This window comes from Atlantibacter hermannii (genome assembly GCF_009907385.1).
GTDB classification, from domain to species: Bacteria; Pseudomonadota; Gammaproteobacteria; order Enterobacterales; family Enterobacteriaceae; genus Atlantibacter; species Atlantibacter hermannii_A.
This window is the reverse complement of sequence record NZ_JAAATR010000036.1, coordinates 30817-51838: the sequence shown is the minus strand read 5'-3', so window position 1 is coordinate 51838 and position 21022 is coordinate 30817. Positions and strand designations below refer to the sequence as shown.

The window sequence follows — 21022 nt, the reverse complement described above, 5'->3', positions numbered from 1 at the left end:
GCGCCGTGCAGGCGAAGATAGCAAACCGTTCCGGCTAATGAAATGCGCGCCTGGCGCAATATCGCCATAACGTCTAAAAATTGCGCATTTGACCAGATATTTAGCCCGTGCGTGCCAAAATCGGTGGTTTTGTTACAAAAAGGGTTGCATCGAACTGTCAGCGGAGTATAGTGCGCATCCACGGACGCGGGGTGGAGCAGCCTGGTAGCTCGTCGGGCTCATAACCCGAAGGTCGTCGGTTCAAATCCGGCCCCCGCAACCAATAAAAATCCAGAGAAGTATTATTCTGCAAAGCAGTTCGAATCACAGGAAGGTGGCGACGCAGTGAATCCTTAGGAGCTTACATAAGTAAGTGACTAAGGTGAACGAGGAAAGCCAACGCACATGTGATTTGAAATGCGCAGCAGAATCGGACGCGGGGTGGAGCAGCCTGGTAGCTCGTCGGGCTCATAACCCGAAGGTCGTCGGTTCAAATCCGGCCCCCGCAACCAGTAAAAATTTAGAGAAATATAAGCAGTACGGTGACGCGGGGTGGAGCAGCCTGGTAGCTCGTCGGGCTCATAACCCGAAGGTCGTCGGTTCAAATCCGGCCCCCGCAACCAACGCCTTATTTTAAGGCGCCCGTATAAGCTTAAGAAGACAAGAAACCGCACGGCCATCAACGGCTTGCGGTTTTTTTTGCGTCTGTATATTTCCTGCAGGCCCCCTTCCCTGCTGAGCATTCCGGACAAGTTTTTCAGTCCTTACAGACAATTTTTGACCGTTTTGCCGTCAAAGAAATCTATAATTGACCGGGCAGTATAAATGCCGGTGTTATGGTATGACTCGACCGTCTCGGCAGCAATGTGCGGTGTCGTAATAATATTTCTGGAATGCAGCAACGGACTGAATGGCGGCAGCGGCTCCTGACTGAATACATCCAGTGCGGCAAATATATTCCGCTCGTCAATCACCTGTAATAATGCGGTTTCATCAAGCAGTTTCCCCCGTGCGGTATTGATGAGTAGCGCACCGTTTCGCATCATCGACAGGTATTTGTGGCTGATAAAATTTTCCAGTGCTGGCGCATAAGGAAGAAGAACGACAATAATGTTCGACTGCATAAAGATGTCATCGACGGAAACAAACTTAACGCCGAGCTTTGCCGACTCGCGGTAATCGGGATTGTTGTCAAAGGCCAGAATTTCAGTCTCAAAGCCCGACAGCCTTTTAACCAGCGTTTTAGCGATATTGCCAAATCCTAACAGGCCAATACGCTTATTGTTTAGCTCGCTTCCCAGCGAATATCCCCGTTAACCATTCTGCATGTCCCTGTCATTACCGGGAATATTTCTCAGGCCGGAAAAAATCAGGCCCATAATGAATTCGGCCACCGAACTGGCATTAATGCCGGGAGCGTGATTTACCACAATGCCGGCCTTTCTCGCCGCCTCAATATCAATATTGTCAACGTCGGTGCCGAATCGTGAGAGGATTTTTAATTCCGGCAACAGAGCTAGCGTCCCGGCATCATAGCTGTCTTTACCCGCAATGGCTGCGTGAACAGAGCAACCCGATGACGGTGACCCGGACTGTATCAAATGGTCAACGCTGTTTCTGAAGATGAGATTAAATTGCTTGTCCCGCAATAATTTACAGGCGCTGACGCAGCGTTCGGAAAAACTCGAAACGGTGACTAAGACGTTTCTCATGCCTGATGCTCCCTGAAAGAATACGCCACCAGACTGATGATGGCGTCGACCGGTTACAGTAATAAATTACGAATGTGATGAATTTGCTTTTATGCCGAGCGCACCTCCTGGATGAAATAAGCCAAAATCGGCCTGGGTAAACTGCTTCAGTTCTGACAGGGCAAGCGCGACCGCATCCCCCACGACCAGTACAGCCGTAGAAGAGCAGGACGGGGCGAGGCCCAGCGTATCTGCTTCGTTTTTAACCGGGATTTCAATGGATAAATCGCAACGGGTTGCCAGTGAGGAACGGTGGCTACGGCTGAACGCCACCAGAAAATTACCCATTTTTTTCAGGCTAGGCAGCGTGGCCAGAATTTCTGCCGTCTCACCGCTGTTGGATATCAGAATCACCACATCGTCTCTGGCTACCATGCCAAGGTCGCCGTGCAGGGCTTCTGTGCCGTGAATAAAAAATGACGGGGTGCCGGTGCTGGCAAAGGTAGCCGCGAGTTTTTTGGCAATAATGCCTGATTTTCCTACGCCGATGAATACGACCTTTCCCTGACAGGATTGCAATACTTTTATCAGATTCGCCGTCTCGCTAAGAGGAGAATTGATAATCTCTTCAACCGCGCTTTGTTCATTACGCATAAAGTGTTTAATGAGGGAAACAATTTCGTCATTATTCATCACATTTTTCCTGATTCATTTTATTGATAACAAAGGCGATTCGGTTCAGACCCAGAGTCAGTTTTTCCAGGCTGCAGGCCAGATTCAGGCGCAGAAAGTTCTCGCCTCCCGGCCCATATACATTGCCTGCCATTATGCCGACCTTGCCTTCATGAATTAACGCTGCATAAAATTCGTCAAAGGGATAACCGATACCGGCGCAGTCTATCCACGCGAAATAACACCCTTCTGTATTACCCAAATTCAGAGAGGGCATATTTTGTTTGATAAAGCGCCGGGTGAATTCAATATTTGATTTCAGATGCGCCTTTAATTTTGCTAACCAGACATTACATTCGTTGTAAGCAACGATGATGGCAATAACGTTGAGTATCGACGGTGAATTAACAAAATCCCGGTAGCGCGTTATTGTTCTGAACCTGTTGTTAAAATCGCTATCAGGGGTGATGAGATACGATCCCGTCAGCGCCGGTACGTTGAACGTTTTGGATATCGAGTTAAATATGATTGTTTTTCCATACCGTAATTTAAGCATGGAAGTAAAACGACCGTTAAAGACAAAATCGCTGTGGATCTCATCGGACAGCAACCAATTGCCATGTACCGCACAGCGCTCAGCGATCCGGCTAAGTTCATCCTCAGACCACACGTTACCCGTAGGATTGTGCGGATTGCAGACCAAAACTATCCGGGCATCCCTGACTTTGGCGTCGAAATCAGGCCAGTCGATGGTATATCGTCCCCCGGCATCTCTGATCAGGGTGGAGGTGAGTAACCTGCGGCCCGAATATTTAATAACATCAAAGAAGGCATTATAGGCCGGGGTAAAAATCAGAATGCCGTCTCCACCCATGGTTAATAATTCCAGCGCTCTGGCGATGGAATACATGACGCTGGGACTATAAGTCACCCAGCCAGTGTCAATATCTGTGTGATATTCCTTGCTGTACCAATGGCATATCGCATCCAGATATTCAGGGTGCTGCCAGCGGCTATAGCCCAGAACAGGATGCTCAAGTCGTTTATGTAATGCCGTTGTGATAGCTTCCGGTATTGGCAAATCCATATCTGATATTGAAAAGGGAATGATGCCTTTAACACCGAACCTGTCTTCGCAGAAATCCCACTGCGTGCAGTAAGTGCCTTTTCGAGAAAGAGGCGCATTAAACCTGTCCATCAACATAGCTCCATGTATTTGTCCATTTCTTTACGCAGGGCGATGACTTTGGTGCCAATAATGACCTGAAGGGTGTTTTTATCGAGTTTGACAATGGCGATGCCGCCCTGTTTTTTAATTGAGGCTTCATCAATCAGATCCATTTCGCCCACGGTCAGTCTCAGGCGGGTGACGCAGTTATCCAGCGATTTAATATTCTCTTTCCCGCCCAGCGCTTTAACCATCAACTCAGCGGTAGTTAAGTCACTCTTTATATTCAATGCTGGCGTAACGGCGCTGATTTTCACGTCAGTTCCTGACGTTACTGGAATACTGTCGCCTTCTTCCCTACCCACCGTCATCAGGTTGTATTTCAGAATGGCCCAGCGAAATACCAGGTAATAAATGAAGAAGTAGGCAACTTCCACGCAGACGGCAATCGGCCATCCCGTTCTTGTTCCGCGCAAGACGCCAAAACTCATAAACTGGATTAGATCGCCTGTGAACCCCATTTTCACACCCAGATAAGGCAGAAACATATTGGCGAATCCGTTCATGAAGGCATGGAAAGCGAATAAAACCGGGCTGACGAACAGAAACAGAAATTCAATCGGTTCGCTGACGCCGCCAATAATCACAGTCAGTACGCCAGAGATAAGAAGCGCTTTGATGGCTTTACGATTTTGTACCTGAGCGGTCCGGTACATGGCGAGAGCCGCACCTGCAAGACCATACTGGATCATCAGCTTGCCCTGTTCCATCTTACCTGCCAGATCTAAAGGAATGACGGCGTTCTCTTTGACATAGGCCATAAACATGTTAAGCGTGCCGTAATATTCTTCGCCGCCGATGACCGCCGAGCCGCCGATGGGGGTAAACCTGAACACAGAAGTAACCAGGTGATTCAGCCCGAAAGGGATCGTCACCCGCTCAGCGACAGCATAGAAAAAATAACCCACCGGACCTGAGGTGGAGATCCAGCGGCCAATGAGCATGAAAAGGTTGAAGAACGGCGGCCACACAAAGGGAATGAGCAGGCCAAACACGCTCATAATAATCAGCGTGACGAGAGGGACAAGGCGTGGACCGCTGTAGAAACCCAGTGACTCCGGAATGCGCAGATTGACGATCCGCCTGTACAGCGTAGAGACGATAAGACCCGCGACAATCCCACCTAATACACTGGTGTTATAGGACTGAATCCCCAGAATAACAGTCTGCCCGTGCGTGGACATTTGATCCGCAGCGACCAGCAGATTGTGGTTTTTAAGATAAAAGTTCGTTCCCAGATGCATCGCCATAAAGCCAATCAAACCGGAGAATGCACCGTAGGCTTTATCCTCTTTTTCTTTTAACAGGCCAAGCGGAATAGCAATTGCAAATAAAACGGGCAAGTTGATAAAGGCAAACAGTCCCAGAGTGACGACAAAATCCAGAAAGGATTTAATGGCAGGGAAACCTAACAGCGGAATGATTTTCGCCATTTCGTCACTGGCCAGGCCACTGCCCAGTCCTAACATCATACCGCATACGCTTAACAGAGCGATGGGATACATAAACGCCTTACCCAGACTCTGAAAAAAACTCCAGGCTCTTTTCTGTTTCATATTAATTATCTCATGATAATGTGGAATATCGTCAGTCCATTAATATCCTGATGCGAATGGAAAGATACAGTTTCTCCTCCATTGCCAGTTCGTAGCTAAAAGTTCCATTTAAATACTCTTCTATTTTCCTGATGGTCCGCTGCAGCGTTAAATCCTTCTCAAGGAATTGTTCATAAATATCACCAATATCTTTATCCCTGAGTGTTTCATTAGATAGTACCCGGCAGGCGAAATATTTAAGATGCATCATAAAACGTGAGTAATTAAAGGTGTTTCTGTCGGCTTTTCTGCCATAACTATTTTCAATAATATCCGTAATTTTTTGTGATAATTCGATAATCCTGACTGACTCATAGTCTGATGTGTTTTCATAGTTATTTAAAATATGCAGCGCGATAAAGCCAATTTCATCGTCCGGTAACTGAATAGCAAACTGCTGATGAATAATCGTTAAAGCATCGCGACTGATCGCGTATTCCGCCTTGTACAACGTCCTGATTTCATCAAGAAATATGTTATTGATTTGTATTCCTGCCGTAACGCGAGAGATGGCATTAGAGATATGGTCAGCCAGAATCAGCAGCAGAGCGGGATTAAGTTTTTTGTCGAGGTTCATCTCGGCATATCGGACGATTTTTTCAGACACAAAAACATAATCAATATTAACCCGCTCGATCAGTTTATATAAGCTGTCTTTCTCATCGTTCCTGACATAAAAAGTCTTGTTAGCGGGATGCGCAGGAACCTGCATTCCGGATTTCTTATTGTAACCCACGCCCGGACCAGAAATGATGACCTCCTGACCGTTCACCGATGCAAGTACACAGTTATTGTTCATGACTTTCTCGATGATCATTTCATGGCTCCAAAAAAAAAGCAAGACAACATTTAAAGCAATAGAGACTTTAAACGTTGTCTTGCCTGATTTAACAGTGACAAGATGAATAACTCATGGTTATACCCTACACAAAATCAGCCTGAATAACAGAGATGCTCGTCATTTTTGGATGGTTATTTGCAAGATCAGGATATAAGTCACAAATTAATAATATAAATTAACACAGTGAATATTTCTGCATTTTAAATATATTTTATTAATGTGCTTGTCACTCACTGTCTGATACAGAATAAATGGTCAGGATTTATTGCAGGCAGAATAACGAGGTTGTTCTTCCATCCTCACGGGCAACCCGATTGAAGCTGGTTCAATAACAAGGCGTGTTTTTTCATTTCTGACGTGTGAAAAATCAAATACCGCAGCGCAAGCGCTGCGGTATTAGGGCTTAACCGCGTCGCGCCAGCGTCGCCTCACTGGTAAAGTAGGCTTTAATTCCCGCCAGAATCGACTCCGCCACTTCCTGCTGAAAGGCTGCGGTCTTCAGTTTACGCTCTTCTTCGATGTTACTGATGAACGCCGTTTCCACCAGAATCGAGGGGATATCCGGCGCTTTTAACACCGCAAATCCGGCCTGATCGACCCGGTTCTTATGCAGTCGGTTCACCTTTCCCATGCGGTTCAGCACTTCTTTGCCAAACTTCAGGCTGTCGGAAATCGTCAGGGATTGCACCATATCGAACATAGTGTGATCGAGATAGCGGTCGCCGCTTTTGCTTACCCCACCCACCAGGTCAGCGGCGTTCTGGGTTTGCGCAAGATAACGCGCGGCGGTACTGGTGGCGCCTTTGGTCGATAGCGCAAACACTGAGGAGCCGTGCGCCGCGCGGCTGGTAAACGCATCGGCGTGAATGGAGATAAACAGGTCGGCGCGCTGCTTTTGCGCCTTCGCGACGCGCACCTTCAGCGGGATAAACACGTCTTCGTTGCGCGTCATGTAAGCCTTCATATTAGGCTCTCTCTCAATGAGCGCGCGCAGACGACGGGCGATCTGCAACACGACGTCCTTTTCCCGGGTTTTATATTTCCCGATGGCGCCAGGATCCTCACCGCCATGGCCGGGATCGAGCATAATCACGATCGGTCTGTCGCGCCCGGCTTTACCGGGTTGCGGCCCGGTGTTGCTGGTTCCGGCTGGCGGCACGTTCTTGTCCAGCTCGCCATTGTTGTAATCTTCCAGCAATGCCAGCAGCGGATCCTGCTCGCTGTTGGAATTGACCGGATACAGATCCATGACCAGTCGCTCTTTAAATTCAGCCACCGGCGCCAGCGCAAACAGATGCGGCGTGACGTTCTGTTTGAGTTCGAAAACCATACGCACGGTTTTAGGATCGAACTGACCGACGCGCGCTGACTGTATATAAGGGTCGTCGGCACGGATCTGATTGCCTACGCCTTTGAGCACCGAGTTCAGGCTAACGCCTTCGAGATCCACCACCACGCGCGACGGATTGCTCAACGCAAACTGGCGGTATTTAATTTGCCGGTTAGATTCCACCGTGACGCGGGTATATGAGGAAGCGGGCCACACGCGAACAGCGATCACCTGGCTGCTCGCGGCAAAGCCTGGTTGGCTTACGCTTAATAACCACATCGCGCCTGCCCCTTTGATTAACTGGCGGCGACTAAATAATTTACTGGAATCCGACATGCCTCTCCCGAGCACTAACAATCTGTCACTGGCATAACAACTTAAAATCTGGACCAAAAACTTTAGCGAATGGCGTCCGGCCTGTCATCTATAAAAGGGTAAACATTGTGAGGGCGTAAAATGTTTAAGAATAACGTTGAGAGTCGCTGGATAAAAAAGCCGCTTGCGCCCAGGTCAATAAAAGAATAAAAATACACTATTTTCGAATAATAATGCACTGAGAGGGTTTGCCGTGGTGAAGGAACGTAGAACCGAGTTGGTCGAGGGTTTTCGTCATTCTGTCCCTTATATTAATACCCACCGGGGTAAAACGTTTGTCATCATGCTGGGCGGCGAAGCCATTGAGCATGAGAATTTCTCCAGCATCGTTAATGACATAGGGCTGCTGCACAGTCTGGGCATCCGTCTGGTGGTGGTGTACGGCGCACGCCCGCAAATCGATGCCAACCTGGCTGCGCACCATTGCGAGCCGGTATACCACAAGCATACCCGAGTCACCGACGCCAAAACGCTGGAGCTGGTTAAGCAAGCTGCCGGGCTGTTACAGCTCGATATCACTGCGCGCCTCTCAATGAGCCTCAGCAATACGCCGCTTCAGGGCGCGCATATCAACGTCGTCAGCGGTAATTTTATTATCTCCCAGCCGTTGGGCGTGGATGACGGCGTGGATTACTGTCACAGCGGACGTATTCGCCGTATCGATGATGAGGCGATCAACCGTCAGTTAGACAACGGCGCGATTGTCCTGATGGGACCGGTTGCCGTCTCCGTGACCGGTGAAAGTTTTAACCTCACCTCAGAAGAAATCGCGACGCAGCTTGCCAGCAAATTAAAAGCGGAAAAAATGATCGGCTTTTGCTCATCCCAGGGCGTGACCGACAGCGAAGGGAACATCATTTCCGAACTGTTCCCCAACGACGCCCAGGCAAGGATCGATGAGCTGGAAGCCGCAGGCGATTACCATTCCGGCACGGTGCGTTTCCTGCGCGGCGCGGTAAAAGCCTGCCGCAGCGGCGTGCGGCGAAGCCACCTGATTAGTTATCAGGAAGACGGCGCGCTGTTGCAGGAGCTGTTTTCCCGCGATGGCATCGGCACGCAAATTGTTATGGAAAGCGCTGAACAAATACGTCGCGCCACCATCAACGACATCGGCGGCATTCTTGAACTCATCCGCCCGCTGGAGCAGCAGGGCATCCTGGTGCGCCGTTCACGCGAACAGCTGGAGATGGAGATCGACAAGTTCACCATTATCCAGCGCGATAACCTGACCATCGCCTGCGCGGCGCTCTACCCGTTCCCGGAAGAGAAAATCGGCGAAATGGCCTGCGTGGCGGTGCATCCTGATTACCGGAGTTCGTCGCGCGGTGAAGTGCTGCTGGAGCGCATCGCCAGCCAGGCGAAACAGATCGGGCTGAGCAAACTGTTCGTGCTCACCACGCGCAGCATCCACTGGTTCCAGGAGCGCGGCTTTACGCCGGTAGATATTGATTCGCTGCCGGAAAGCAAAAAAGAGATGTACAACTACCAGCGCCGTTCAAAAGTGCTGATGGCGGACCTGACATAAGCTATTGCGAGAAATGCGTCAGCAGCCCGCTGCGCCGTTCGGTGCGGGCGGTAACGGCCTGCCGCAGCACCCGTTCATCGCCGTACAACGATAGCTTTGCACGGGCGCGGGTAATGGCGGTATAAACCAGCTCGCGCGTCAGCACCGGCGCGTATTGATTAGGTAAAATCAGCGCCGCGTGTTTGAACTCCGACCCCTGGGATTTATGCACCGTCATGGCCCAGGCCGTGTCGTGATCCGGCATGCGGCTGGGCGACACCGATTTAATCGTCCCGTCCGGCAGCGGGAACCAGACCCGCAGCCCCTGCCCCCGGTTGAGCGCCACGCCGATATCGCCGTTAAACAACCCAAGTGCGCTGTCGTTGCGGGATATCATCACCGGCCTGCCTTCATACCATTTAGCATGCGCCGACCGCGTGATTTTACGCTTGCGGATTAACGCCTGCTCCAGTTGCTCGTTAAGCCCGCTGACGCCATAGGGCCCTTCACGCAACGCACACAGCAGTTGGAACTCGCCGAACTCGCGCAGAATATCCGCCGGTTCGGCCTGCGCATTCACCTGCTTCAGATAGCGATCGTAACCGGCAATCGCTTCCTCAATCATCGCCACATAATCTTCGCCGCCGTTGAGCGGCTTCTGGCAAATGTCGGTAAAACCGTTGGCAAAAGCCTGATTCACGCCGTGATGGTCGCTACAGTTCACTGCCTGCGCCAGTTGCCCAATCCCGGAGGAACTGTCGAAGCGGTAGCTGGTCCGCAGCAGGCACAGCGCGTCGCGCAATTCGCTGGCGGCCGTGGAGCGGGAATGCGGGACCGAACAGCCTGTTAACTGACTCAGCTCGGCAGCGCGTTCCGGCGTATAGGCGTCATGAGCGTAGTGGCAGATATCGCCCAGCACCGCGCCCGCCTCTACCGAGGCCAGCTGATCGCGATCGCCCAGGAAAATCACCCGCGCATGGGGCGGCAGCGCGGCGATTAACCGCGCCATCATCGGCAGGTCGATCATCGAGGCTTCATCCACCACCAGCACATCCAGATGCAGCGGATTAGATTCATGATGGCGCGCCCGCTGACGGCCCGGCGTGACGCCGAGCAGACGGTGCAGAGTGCTGGCATCGTCGGGAAACGCCGCTTTTTGCGCGTCGCTGAGCGGTAAACTCGCCAGCGCGGAGCCTAAAGATTCTGTCAGGCGCGCCGCGGCTTTCCCGGTGGGGGCCGCCAGTTTGATGCGCGGCGGCACTTCATTGAGTTGAACCAGCGCGGCCAGCAGCTTCGCTACAGTGGTGGTTTTCCCGGTTCCCGGCCCGCCGGAAATCACCGATATTCGGCGGGTCAACGCCACCGCAGCGGCAACTTTCTGCCAGTCAATGGCTTCCGGGGAAGCAAATAACCCGTTTAATATTTCCGAAACCCGCGAGCCGTCTACCCTCATCACCCGGTTATGCTCGCGGAAGAACGCCGCAACGGCTTTTTCATGCCGCCACATGCGATGCAAATAGAGACACTCACCCACCAGTTTAAGCGGCGTTGGCTCTTCACCTTCACTGACCGCATGGCTGCCTAGCAGCAGGCCGCGCCAGTCGCCCGGATTGCCCGCCGCCTCGAACAGCGTCTGCCAGAGCGGGTCGCGCCGTAAACCTGCTGCGTCGTCGGGATTTAACCGGCTCAGCGGCATGCAAACGTGCCCTTCGCCCGCGTCGCGGCTGACTAATGCCGCAGCCAGCATCACCGCTGGCTGCTCTGTGGAAGCCACCATAAACGCGAACTGTACGTCCAGTGGACGCAGCAATTTCAGCTGTTGGGCCTGGTGGAGTAATTTATCCATTTTCATTGCGTCGCCAGCTCCTGACCTGCAAACAGCGCATCCATTTCATCAATTAACCTGGCATCCGGCCGGGTGGTAAAAATCCCGTTTGACGGTTGGTTCGGGTCCACACCGCGCAGGAACAGGTAAATGACGCCGCCGAAATGCTGCTCGTAGGCATAACCCGGCAGCCGGTGGCGTAAGTAGCGGTGTAGCGCCAGGGTATACAGCTGGTACTGCAAATCGTAGCGGTGGGATTGCATCGCCTGCACCATCGCCTCGCGGGTATAGGCTTCGCTGCCCTCACCCAGCCAGTTCGATTTATAGTCCAGCAGGTAATAACGCCCCTGCCAGCGGAACACCAAATCAATAAAGCCTTTTAGCATCCCGCGTACCTGGCGGAAATCCAGCGGCGGGCACGGCGCGGAGAGCGGATCGTAACGACGGATTATTGCGTCGAGACGCCGGGGATCGAGATCGGTGTCGATGGGTAAATAAAACTCCAGCTCAACCAGCTTATCCTTCGCGCCGAGTTGATTCAGGCTGGCGCCGCTGTCGGTAAGCGGCGCGGCTAAAATCGCCTCGAACCAGCCGGAAAACACCCCGGCCCAGTCGCCGTCGAATCCGCCCAGTTGCAGTTGTTCCGCAAGCCAGGCGGGATCGAGCTGCGCGGTAAAATCCAGGTTTTCGAACAGGCCGTGCAAGAAAGTGCCCGGCGACGCGCCGCGCGGAAAGGTGTGCGGCGTCATATCGGGGCTGACGGTTTCAACGCGATTGCCTGCGGCATCAATATCCAGGCGCGGCAACAGCAGCTGCGCGGCGCTGCCGCCGTGCTGCTGGAGCGCGGAGTAGCTGGTAACTCGCCAGCTGTCTTTCACTTCACGCTGAGGTTCACGGGCATCCAGCTGCAAGGCGGGCGGCTGCGGAGGCTGCCAGGGCTGGGCATCAGGTTCGGCGGCGATTTCCAGCGTGATATCGTCGCCGCATAATGCCTCCAGACAGCGGCGCAGTCCGGCAGCGTCCTGCGGCTCACCGCCCTGGATCAACCGGCCCAGCGCGCTTTGGTGCAGGCTGGTATCGCCTTTTTTCCCGCCCCGGCCTTTAAACAGCGGCGCAATGCCGATGCTGCAATGCCAGACGGAGCGGGTCAGCGCCACATACAGCAAGCGCAAATCCTCCGCCAGACGCTCGGCTTCAGCCAGTTCCAGGCTCTCTTCGCCGTTATCCAAATCCAGCACTGGCGCGAACGTGGCGCGATCGTGATAAAACGCCTGTTTCTGCTCGCGGTAATCAGCGATAAACGGCAGCCAAACCAGCGGATACTCCAGCCCTTTCGACTTATGCACCGTCACGATCTGCACTAAATGTTTGTCGCTTTCCAGCCGGAGCTGCTGGCTTGAGGCATTGGCATCCGGTTCAGCGATATGCTGAGACAGCCAGCGCAGCAGCGCCGGTTCGCTGTCGAGTTGCGCAGAGGCTTCCTGCAACAGCTCCGTCAAATGCAACAAATCGGTTAAACGCCGCTCGCCGCCGGGGGTCGCCAGCAGGTTTTCGGCAATACGCCGCTCGACCATCAGCGCGCGGATCGTAGGCATTACGCCGCGCGCCAGCCAGATTTGCCGATAGCCGTCAAACTCTTCCACCAGCGTATCCCAGGCCTCTTCATCCTGATTGATGGCGTCGATGGCGGCGGCGTTCAGGCCGAGCATGCTGGTGGCGATAGCGCTGCGCAACGCGCTTTCCAGCTCCGGATTCAGGATCGCCTGCAATACCCACAGCAGGTCGAGCGCTTCCTGAGTGGAAAATACGCTGTCACGATTCGAGAGATATACCGAGGGAATGTTCAGGGCTTCCAGCGCCTGGCGGATCACGGCGGCTTCAGTGCGGTTACGCACCAGCACCGTGATATCGGACGCCTGGACCGGTTGCTGTTTATCGCTATCGCACAGCAGCGCTTTGCCCTGCGCGCCCGCATCCAGCCAGTCGCGAATTTGCCCGGCACAGAGGGTCGCCATAGTTTGTTGGTACTCGCTAACACCAGCGCCTTCGCCATCCATTAGCCACAGACGCATGGCTGACTGAGGCTGGCCGTCGAGTTCAAAGCGCAAGCCGTGATTCTTTTCGGCGGCGTTAACCTTCAGGAAAGGGATTTCTTTGAACATAAACGGCTGCGGGAGCTGGCTAAACAGCTGATTCACGCTTGCCACCATACCTGGCGCAGAGCGCCAGTTTGTATCAAGCGTATAGTGAGCGCTAACTTCCCCACGGGCGCGCATATAGGTAAAGATATCCGCGCCACGGAAAGCATAAATCGCCTGCTTGGGATCGCCAATCAACAGCAGCGCCGTATCCGGCTGCTTATGCCAGATGCGGCGGAAAATCCGGTACTGCTGCGGGTCAGTATCCTGGAATTCATCGATCATCGCCGCCGGATAGCGGGCGCGTATCGCCTCGGCCAGGGCTTCGCCGCCCGGCTGGTGCAACGCCTCATCAAGACGGCTTAACATGTCATCAAAGCCCAGCTCGCCGCGACGGCGTTTTTGCATCGCCACGGTATAGCGGATCTCTTTGATAGCGCGGGCCAGCACCAGATCACGCAGCGACAGCGGCTCTGCCAGCAGCGCATCGATTTCGCTAAATAGCGCATGGCGCGGCGGCTCGCCCTTTTTGGTTTTCTCATCCAGGGTCGACTGAGCAAATTTTACCAGCGCGTCCGGCAATGCGTAGGTTTGGGTCTCTTCGCCAGCCCACGCGTTGACTTTATCCAGCCAGTTAGGCAGGTTGCGGCTGCTGTAGCTGCGCTTATCCACACCGGAACCGGCAATCAGCGGGCCGATATCATCAGCCGCCGCGCGCCACAGGATTTTAACGCGTTCAAGCCGCTCGACGATTTTTTTATGGCGGCTTTCAATGGTCTCGTCTTCTGCAGGCGGCGCTTTTAGCTGCGGCGCTTCGCCCTGCAGATAGCTGTTGATATCCTGCAACAAAGCGTGCGGCCCCTGCCATAACTCGCTCACCGGGCGCGCCACGGATTTGTCTAACGGATAGCAGTGGCGACGCCAGAAATCGGCGCAGGCCTGATAGCGCAGCAGGGATTCATCCTCAATCAGCTTTTGCTCAAACGGCATCCCGGATTCAAACGCATTGAGATTGAGCATCCGCTGGCAGAAGCCATGAATGGTGAAGATCGAGGCCTCATCCATCTGGCGCTCCGCCAGCAGCAGGGCCTGAGCCGCATCGTTCAGGTCGGGAATTTCCGCTAACAGTCGCTGAAACAGCGGATTGGCGGTATGCCCACGCAGGCAGGCGATACGCAGCTCATGGATATTGGTGCGGATACGGCCACGGAGCTCTTCCGTGGCCGCTTCGGTAAAGGTCACTACCAGCAGGGATTCCGGCATCAGGATGCGCGGATGGGCGGTCTCGCCGCCCAGCCCCAGTAACAGCCGCAAATAGAGCGCGGCGATGGTATAGGTCTTCCCTGTGCCGGCAGACGCTTCGATCAGCCGTTCACCAACCAGCGGTAAACGGAGTGGATCAAGGGGCTGCACGGTCTCATCGGTCATGGTTTCTCGCTTAACAGGGGCAAAGATTGTTGCAACGCACTCACGCTGTCCCAAATCTTGCCACCCTCAGGCGTCGCATAATCCGGCTTGCTGCTCTGGCTGCCGGAAATCTGCGACAGAATCGTCATGCCCTGAGGATCAATCACGGCCTGGTGAAAGAAATCGGCCAGTTTTTGGGGCGTCAGCAGTTTGATTTCGGCGATTACTTTATCACGTGAATCAAACTTCATATTGCCCCTGTCGAAATCTTTGCTGACGATCGATGCTTCCTGCGCCAGGGTTTGCGGCGCTTCCAGCATCTGGTTAATCACACCCTGCTGAATTTGAGTGAAGGTGGCGTTGTCCATGTCACGCAGCCGTTTTTCAGCGGTGGGGAAGAACGCCTGATAGCGCGCCCACAGCGCCGCAGGCTGTTTGTCGCTGCTTTGCAGCAGGAAGCCCATCCCCCACTGGCGGCCTACGCCCATCGGGAAGGCAAACACCGCGTAGCCTAACTGCTCTTCGGTGCGCAACTGGTTATAGAACCACGGCTGGACGATTTGCCCCAGCATGGCGCTGTAAGCCGAACTGACCGTCTCGCTGTAGCCCGTGGGGACAAATACCGCAGCCAGCGCGGAGTCGGTACTGCTACCGACTTTGTTGAAGATCGCCCGTTGCTTTTTATCCACCACCACGTCTTTATTACGGCACCATTCATTGCCGTGAGTCGCCAGTTGCGTTTTCACCCGGCGCGCCAGATCGGTAGCCTGTTGCGCGGTCATGTTACCCACCATCAAAAACTCAGGGCGGGCGTTGGCCTTCAACTGCTCCCGATAGCTCATCACATCGGCAAGGGTAATCGACGGTAGCAGCGCGCGGCGCTCTTCGCGCTGGAAATACGGCACCTGTGAAAGCATCTGCACAGGCATAATCGCCTGATCGTAGGCTTTGCCCTTCTCGGCGGAGTCCATCATCTGAGCGTACCAGGATTTCGCCTGCGCCAGCTGTTGCTCGTCTGGCGTAAAGCTGAAATACCCCTCAAGCAACGTTAAAAACAGCTTCGGCAAACGTTGGGTATACCCATCCGCATTGACCATCAGGCCGTTATTGGCGTTTGTAGAAAAGCTAATCCCGCCGACTGAAGCCTGGTTGCTAAGCTGGTCGAGCGCCAGACCGGCAAGATAATCATTCAGCGCAAACAGCACCTGATTTTTGGCGCTATCCATCGCCTGCGGATTGCGCAGGATCACCGAAATATTCGCCTTAGGTTCACTGGCGAAATAGCGGCTCGGCATATACACCACGCGCAAATCCTGTTCATCAACCAGCAGTTCCGGATGTTGATATGTTTTATCCGCCTTGATCAGCGTAAAGTCGTCAGGAATGTAGGGGTTCAGCTCCGGCAGCTGTAGCTTGATGGACTGCGCTTTTTGCTGCCAGTCCGCCAACGTCGTCGCAGGGATTTTTTCTACCTGATACGGCGCTTCCACAAAATAGGCTTTTTTGTTGTGCGGCTCCGCAGGGCTGATATACCAGATACGGGCGTTTTCCGGCGTCATCATGGCTAAGCGCGCGTTGACCTCCTGCGGATCGAAACGATCGGCGATATTGACCGCATCCAGGGTATGAGCGACAGGCACGCGGATCATGGTGTCTGCCAGCCACTCCACGTAACCCATATCGCGGGAAATAGACGGGTAACGGAAATCGAGATCCAGCACATGCGCCAGTTCATCGAAATAACGTTTATCGATGCCCTGGTCTTTTAATAAATTGATATAGCTGAAAACCGCTGCGACAACCTCGTCGCGGTTTGCCAGCCCTTTATCCGTCAGGGTCACGGAGATAGCGAAAACCCCGCTGTTGCCGTTGACGACAGGATCGGAGTCGGCGCGCACGCCTTCTGCCAGACCCTGCTTTTGCAGCCAGTCAGATAGGGTATCGGCGCTGCGGTTGCCGATCAGATAGCCAATCAGCTCATCCGTTTTACTGCGAAATTTGTCGGTATTGTTGTTGATGCGAAATTCAATGCGCACCACTTTGCGCGGCATTACCGGCACATAGTGGATAAACAGCCCCTTTTGCGCATCGGTTACCACCGGCACGTCGATAGTCGGTTTTTCGATATTTTTATTTGGTACCCGCCCGTAGGTCTGCGCCGCGATGCGCGCCAGTTCGGGCAGCGGTTTATTGCTATACACCACCGCTTTCATCAGGTTGGCGGAATACCAGGTATCGCGAAACGCCACCAGCGCGTCGTGCAACGGGTTGCCCGGCTTATCGCTTAGGGTTTCCAGGTTACCACCGGAAAACTGCGAGCCGGGGTGTTCAGGGTTGATGGTTTCTGCGCTGACCTGAGCCATGCGCATGCCGTCTCGCGAACGCGCCATGGTCAATTCGGCATTCACCGCGTTTCGCTCGCGCTCTGCATAGGCTTTTGCCAGCGTCGGTTCGGCGATGGCGTCCGCCAGACGATCCACGGCCCCTTCCAGCGCGTTGTTTTCCACTTCCAGATAAAACGCGGTGCGATAAGGCGCAGTACTGGCGTTATGGCTGCCGCCGTGCATCTTTAAAAATTCAGAAAGGCTATCGGGCTGAGGGTATTTTTTCGATCCCATCAGCGTCATGTGCTCCAGGTAATGCGCTAACCCCTGGTGATCTTTCGGATCTTCCAGCGAGCCGACCGGCACTACCAGCGCAGACAGCGATTTGACTGCCTGCGGATCGTTAACCAGCAGGACCACCATGCCATTATCCAGGCGAATGGCCTGATACTGGCGGGGATCTTTTTCACTTTTACGGATGGTTTCCTGAATCGGCTGCCAGCCCGTATCTGCCTGGCTGACGGGTGCCCAAAGGGCAACGGAAAAGAAAAGTGCGGCTAACCAGGTGCGGCAATCAGGCATTCACGAACCTCATAATCACGAAACCTCTTGTGCTATTCATCATCAATTCATTGTCTTGCTATGACGGTTTTACCCGCAATCGTCGCACCCCTGTCCGGATGAGAAGCGCATAGTAAATGAACACTTTCGACTGTGCAATTTTTATACAGTCATTCTGTTTGATTGAAACGAAATAAGGGCAATAAGTACCGTTGCGCCTGCTCGATAATAGCGTCGTAGTATTCCGGCTCCAGCGTGCGCCACAAGCGTTGATACCACATGTCCGCCCCTTCGCCTTCAATATTGTAACTACCGGTCCATGCCTGGATCAGCTTGTTGCGCGCCTTTTGCTGGGTCTCGTCATCCCACAAAATGGCGTCCGTTTCTTTGTCATAACAGGCTTTTAACCACTCGCCGCCGGACTGCGGCAAGACGATCAAGGGCTCGGTTAAGCCCGCCTTATAGCCTTCGATTAGCATCAGCAAATACCCTTTCGCCTGCCCGGCCTCCATAGGCGGGAAATGCCAGCGCGTGGATTTTCGCCCGTATAACCGGCTGCTGCCGTCACGTCCACAGGCACAGTAGACAAGATGCTCCAGCCAAAGTTGCATGCCATGCTCAACCCGTAATACCGAAGGCCGCCAGCGCAGCAGACCGTCCGCCTGAACCTGCGGCAGCCAGCCTGTAACGCGATGCCCGTCAATATGCAGGTCAATTTCCATGTTTTCGCTTTCGCAGCGCAGGGCGATGATCTCATCAGCCATGGTCTGCATTTCCGCCAGTTGCTCCTCCCAGAACAGCTCGCCGAACGGGCCGTAAGGCAGCGAACCGGCGGCCTTGTAGCGGCGGAATAGCGGCTCCGGATCCTGCTGTTCTACCAGCGTCGTGAGCAGATCCTGGTTCAGATAAAATTTATCCAGGCTGTCGAGGGTGAAGGGCTCGGTGTCCATTAACTCCACCTCTTCGGCGTGGAAATTAACCCGTAGCCTCATCTGGAAGAAAGCCCGCACCGGGTGACGCCAGAAACGCGCCAGCTGTTCCAGGGTGATTTCTGTGGCTTCAAACGGCGTCAGCGGGTGGATAAACGAAGGCTGCGCCTGCCCTTCTCCGCAGGCGGCGGGCAGCCATTCGCGGGCATAGCTCTGCCGCTCATCTCCCACGCGGAAATTTTCCGGCTCGAAGGGCGTCCGCGGGTGCAGGCGCGTAATGTGTTGCTTAACGCGGCGGGCGCTCTCATCGCAGTTGAGCGACGCATCGCCCGGCAGGTAATGGCTTTGCGCCACGTAATCCACCAGTTCCTCCACCAGCACCGAAGGATACCGCTCCGCATTGTCCTGCACCGAACGGCCAATGTAACTGATGTACAGTTGATGCTGCGCGGAAATCAGCGCTTCAAGGAAAAGATAGCGATCGTCGTCGCGACGGCTTCGGTCGCCCTTGAGCGGTTTGTCGCTCATCAAATCGAACCCCAGCGGCGACAGCGTGCGCGGGTAAACTCCGTCGTTCATACCCAACAGGCAGACAACTTTGAACGGGATGGAGCGCATCGGCATCAGCGTACAGAAATTGACCGGCCCGGCTAAGAAACGCTGGCTGATGCGCTCCTGATCGAGACGCGACGAGATTTCATCACGCAGCAGGCTCAGCGGCACGTCTTCACCGTAGTGGGAAGCCACACCCTGCTCGATCATGGCCTGCCACTGCTGTTCGATCAGCGTTAACGCCGCTTCGGTTTCACTATCCGGGTCAAAAAGGCTTTGCAGCAGGTCGCGGCACACCGGCAGCCATTCCACGAGCGGTCTGTCCTGGCTGAGCCCCGCGCGCCAGATGTTCAGCTGCATCAGCAGGTCCGCCAGGTTGCCTGCCAGTTCGGCAATCAAACCGCTCGACTCGTCATACGGCAGGATCGACTGCCATTCCCCGACGCGGCTTTCCATGGCATAGCCCAACAGCATACGGGTCAGGCCGAAATGCCAGGTATGTTGGCCAGTTGCAGGCAGGTCGAATTCGCGGACGTTGTCGTCATCCATCCCCCAGCGGATGCCCGCTTCAGTGACCCACTGGCGTAGATAGCGCAACCCCTGCTCGTCAATTGAGAAACGCGCCGCCAGCGCCGGGACTTCCAGCAGCGCCAGGACGTCTTCCGCCGTAAAACGGCTGTCCGGCAGCGACAGCAGGGAAATAAAGGCCTGGAGCGCCGGATGCGCCTGACGCGCCCGGCGGTCGGAAATTGCGTATGGGATCCGGCGATTATCGCGCGCCGCGCCAAACACCGCCTGAATAAACGGGCTGTAGCTGTCGATATCCGCCACCATGACGATGATATCCCGCGGCGTGAGTTCGGGATCCTCTTCCAGCATTTTCAGCAAACGATCGTGCAGGATTTCCACCTCACGCTGGGGGCTATGGCATACGTGGATCGTCAGGCTTTGATCGTCATGATCTAATCGTCTTTTGCTTTCACTGTTCTCATAGGTCTCAAGCGTGACGCCAACCACAGCATGATTTTCCAGCTCTAGTAAATCGTTCTGGATACGATGCAGCAGATTGTCTGGTGTTATATCCACAAAGGCATCCAGTTCCTGGAATCGTTCCAACCCGGAAAGCAAGTAAAGATAATCGCGGCCCAGCTTTCCCCATGAGGCCAGCAGCGGATTTGCGGTAGCCTGCTCGCCGTTGTCGTTGAAAAGAGATGATGCCAACGCACTGTCATGAAACAGCGGCGTGTTTTCATCACTGCGCGTTTTCTGACGCTGGCGACTCAGCAGCCTCGCCAGGTAACTGGCATCCTTAATATCACCCCAGTAGTAGCGGCAGGGATTGGTAAACAGCAAATGGATATCAATATGCTTGCCCAGCGCCTGTAACGCTTCCAGATAGACCGGCGGTAGAGCGGAAATGCCGCAGATAAATACCCGTTCCGGTAAACCCGCAGGGCGCTCCGTTGCCGTTTCCAGGGTGGAAATAAAACGCTGATAAAGATTGGCACGATGCCACTGCGGCTGATTCAGCTGGTGGGTAAGTTCCACCAGCGCTTTCCAGAGCGGTGCCTGCCATTGCTGTGACTCGCCGATACCCTCTACGCGCTCATCCGCTTCCCAGCGGGCCAGCCATGTTGGGCGGTAAACCAGATACTGGTCGTACAAATCCGCAATGCGCGCGGCAAGCTGGAAGCGCTTTCGTTTGTCCGCATCATCTTCAAGGTAATGTCGAAGCATGGCGAATTCGGGGCGCTCGAGCATGCGCGGCAGGAGCGTCATCAGTTTCCAGCTCATGCTCTGCTTGCTGAACGCGCTCTCCTGAGGGATATCTTTTAGCACCCGCACGAACATATCCCAGATAAAGCTGGCAGGCAGCGGAAATTCAAGATTCGCCGCAATACCAAACTTTTTCGCCAGGGACATTTGCAGCCACTGCGCCATCCCGGTACTTTGCACCAGCACCACTTCAGGATCGAAAGGATCGGGCTGAGGCTGTTGCTCAATGAGATACTCCATGAGCTCCTCAAGCACATCCAGACGATTCGAGTGGTAAACCCGCAACATGTAAACA

At 54.1% G+C, this 21022-nt stretch carries 10 protein-coding genes, 3 tRNA genes and 1 pseudogene; 4 read left to right on the top strand and 10 right to left on the bottom strand.

Annotated features, from left to right (window positions below):
- Positions 1-185: 185 nt before the first annotated feature.
- The 3 genes from GV764_RS11340 (at position 186) to GV764_RS11330 (ending at position 602) form a co-directional block, all read left to right on the top strand.
- Positions 186-262 (top strand) — tRNA-Met (locus tag GV764_RS11340).
- 152 nt (positions 263-414) lie between these two features.
- Positions 415-491 (top strand) — tRNA-Met (locus GV764_RS11335).
- Between the two features lie 34 nt (positions 492-525).
- Positions 526-602, top strand: a tRNA-Met gene (locus GV764_RS11330).
- Positions 603-743: 141 nt separating this feature from the next.
- Here GV764_RS11330 and GV764_RS11325 read toward each other — a convergent pair.
- The 6 genes and pseudogenes from GV764_RS11325 to amiC form a co-directional block, all read right to left on the bottom strand.
- Positions 744-1691: pseudogene (locus GV764_RS11325) on the bottom strand (phosphoglycerate dehydrogenase).
- Between the two features lie 66 nt (positions 1692-1757).
- Positions 1758-2363, bottom strand: a complete 606-nt coding sequence (locus GV764_RS11320; RefSeq protein ID WP_161660258.1) for a KpsF/GutQ family sugar-phosphate isomerase — start codon at positions 2361-2363, stop codon at positions 1758-1760.
- Positions 2356-3540 carry an aminotransferase class I/II-fold pyridoxal phosphate-dependent enzyme gene (locus tag GV764_RS11315; protein ID WP_161660257.1) on the bottom strand — a complete coding sequence of 395 codons (1185 nt, stop codon included), beginning with the start codon at positions 3538-3540 and terminating at the stop codon, positions 2356-2358. The genes GV764_RS11320 and GV764_RS11315 overlap by 8 nt, the downstream gene beginning before the upstream one ends.
- Positions 3540-5126, bottom strand: a complete 1587-nt coding sequence (locus GV764_RS11310; protein ID WP_161660256.1) for a PTS transporter subunit EIIC — start codon at positions 5124-5126, stop codon at positions 3540-3542. The genes GV764_RS11315 and GV764_RS11310 overlap by 1 nt, the downstream gene beginning before the upstream one ends.
- A 31-nt stretch (positions 5127-5157) precedes the next feature.
- Complete coding sequence (locus GV764_RS11305) at positions 5158-5982, bottom strand: PRD domain-containing protein (protein ID WP_161660255.1); 825 nt, start codon at positions 5980-5982, stop codon at positions 5158-5160.
- Positions 5983-6409: 427 nt separating this feature from the next.
- Positions 6410-7672, bottom strand: a complete 1263-nt coding sequence (gene amiC, locus GV764_RS11300) for an N-acetylmuramoyl-L-alanine amidase AmiC (RefSeq protein WP_161660254.1) — start codon at positions 7670-7672, stop codon at positions 6410-6412.
- A gap of 232 nt (positions 7673-7904) precedes the next feature.
- On the opposite strand from amiC, the gene argA reads away from it, so the two are divergent.
- Positions 7905-9236, top strand: a complete 1332-nt coding sequence (gene argA, locus GV764_RS11295; RefSeq protein WP_161660253.1) for an amino-acid N-acetyltransferase — start codon at positions 7905-7907, stop codon at positions 9234-9236.
- 1 nt (position 9237) lies between these two features.
- On the opposite strand, the gene recD is transcribed toward argA, so the two are convergent.
- The 4 genes from recD to recC form a co-directional block, all read right to left on the bottom strand.
- The gene (recD, locus tag GV764_RS11290) at positions 9238-11067 is read right to left on the bottom strand and encodes an exodeoxyribonuclease V subunit alpha (protein ID WP_161660252.1); all 1830 of its coding nucleotides are present in this window, start codon (positions 11065-11067) and stop codon (positions 9238-9240) included.
- Positions 11064-14606 carry an exodeoxyribonuclease V subunit beta gene (gene recB, locus GV764_RS11285; RefSeq protein ID WP_161660251.1) on the bottom strand — a complete coding sequence of 1181 codons (3543 nt, stop codon included), beginning with the start codon at positions 14604-14606 and terminating at the stop codon, positions 11064-11066. The genes recD and recB overlap by 4 nt, the downstream gene beginning before the upstream one ends.
- Positions 14603-17491 carry a pitrilysin gene (ptrA, locus tag GV764_RS11280; RefSeq protein ID WP_161660250.1) on the bottom strand — a complete coding sequence of 963 codons (2889 nt, stop codon included), beginning with the start codon at positions 17489-17491 and terminating at the stop codon, positions 14603-14605. The genes recB and ptrA overlap by 4 nt, the downstream gene beginning before the upstream one ends.
- Positions 17492-17640: 149 nt before the next feature.
- Positions 17641-21015: an exodeoxyribonuclease V subunit gamma gene (gene recC / locus GV764_RS11275; protein WP_161660249.1), complete on the bottom strand. Its 3375-nt coding sequence runs from the start codon at positions 21013-21015 to the stop codon at positions 17641-17643.
- Between the last annotated feature and the right edge of the window lie 7 nt (positions 21016-21022).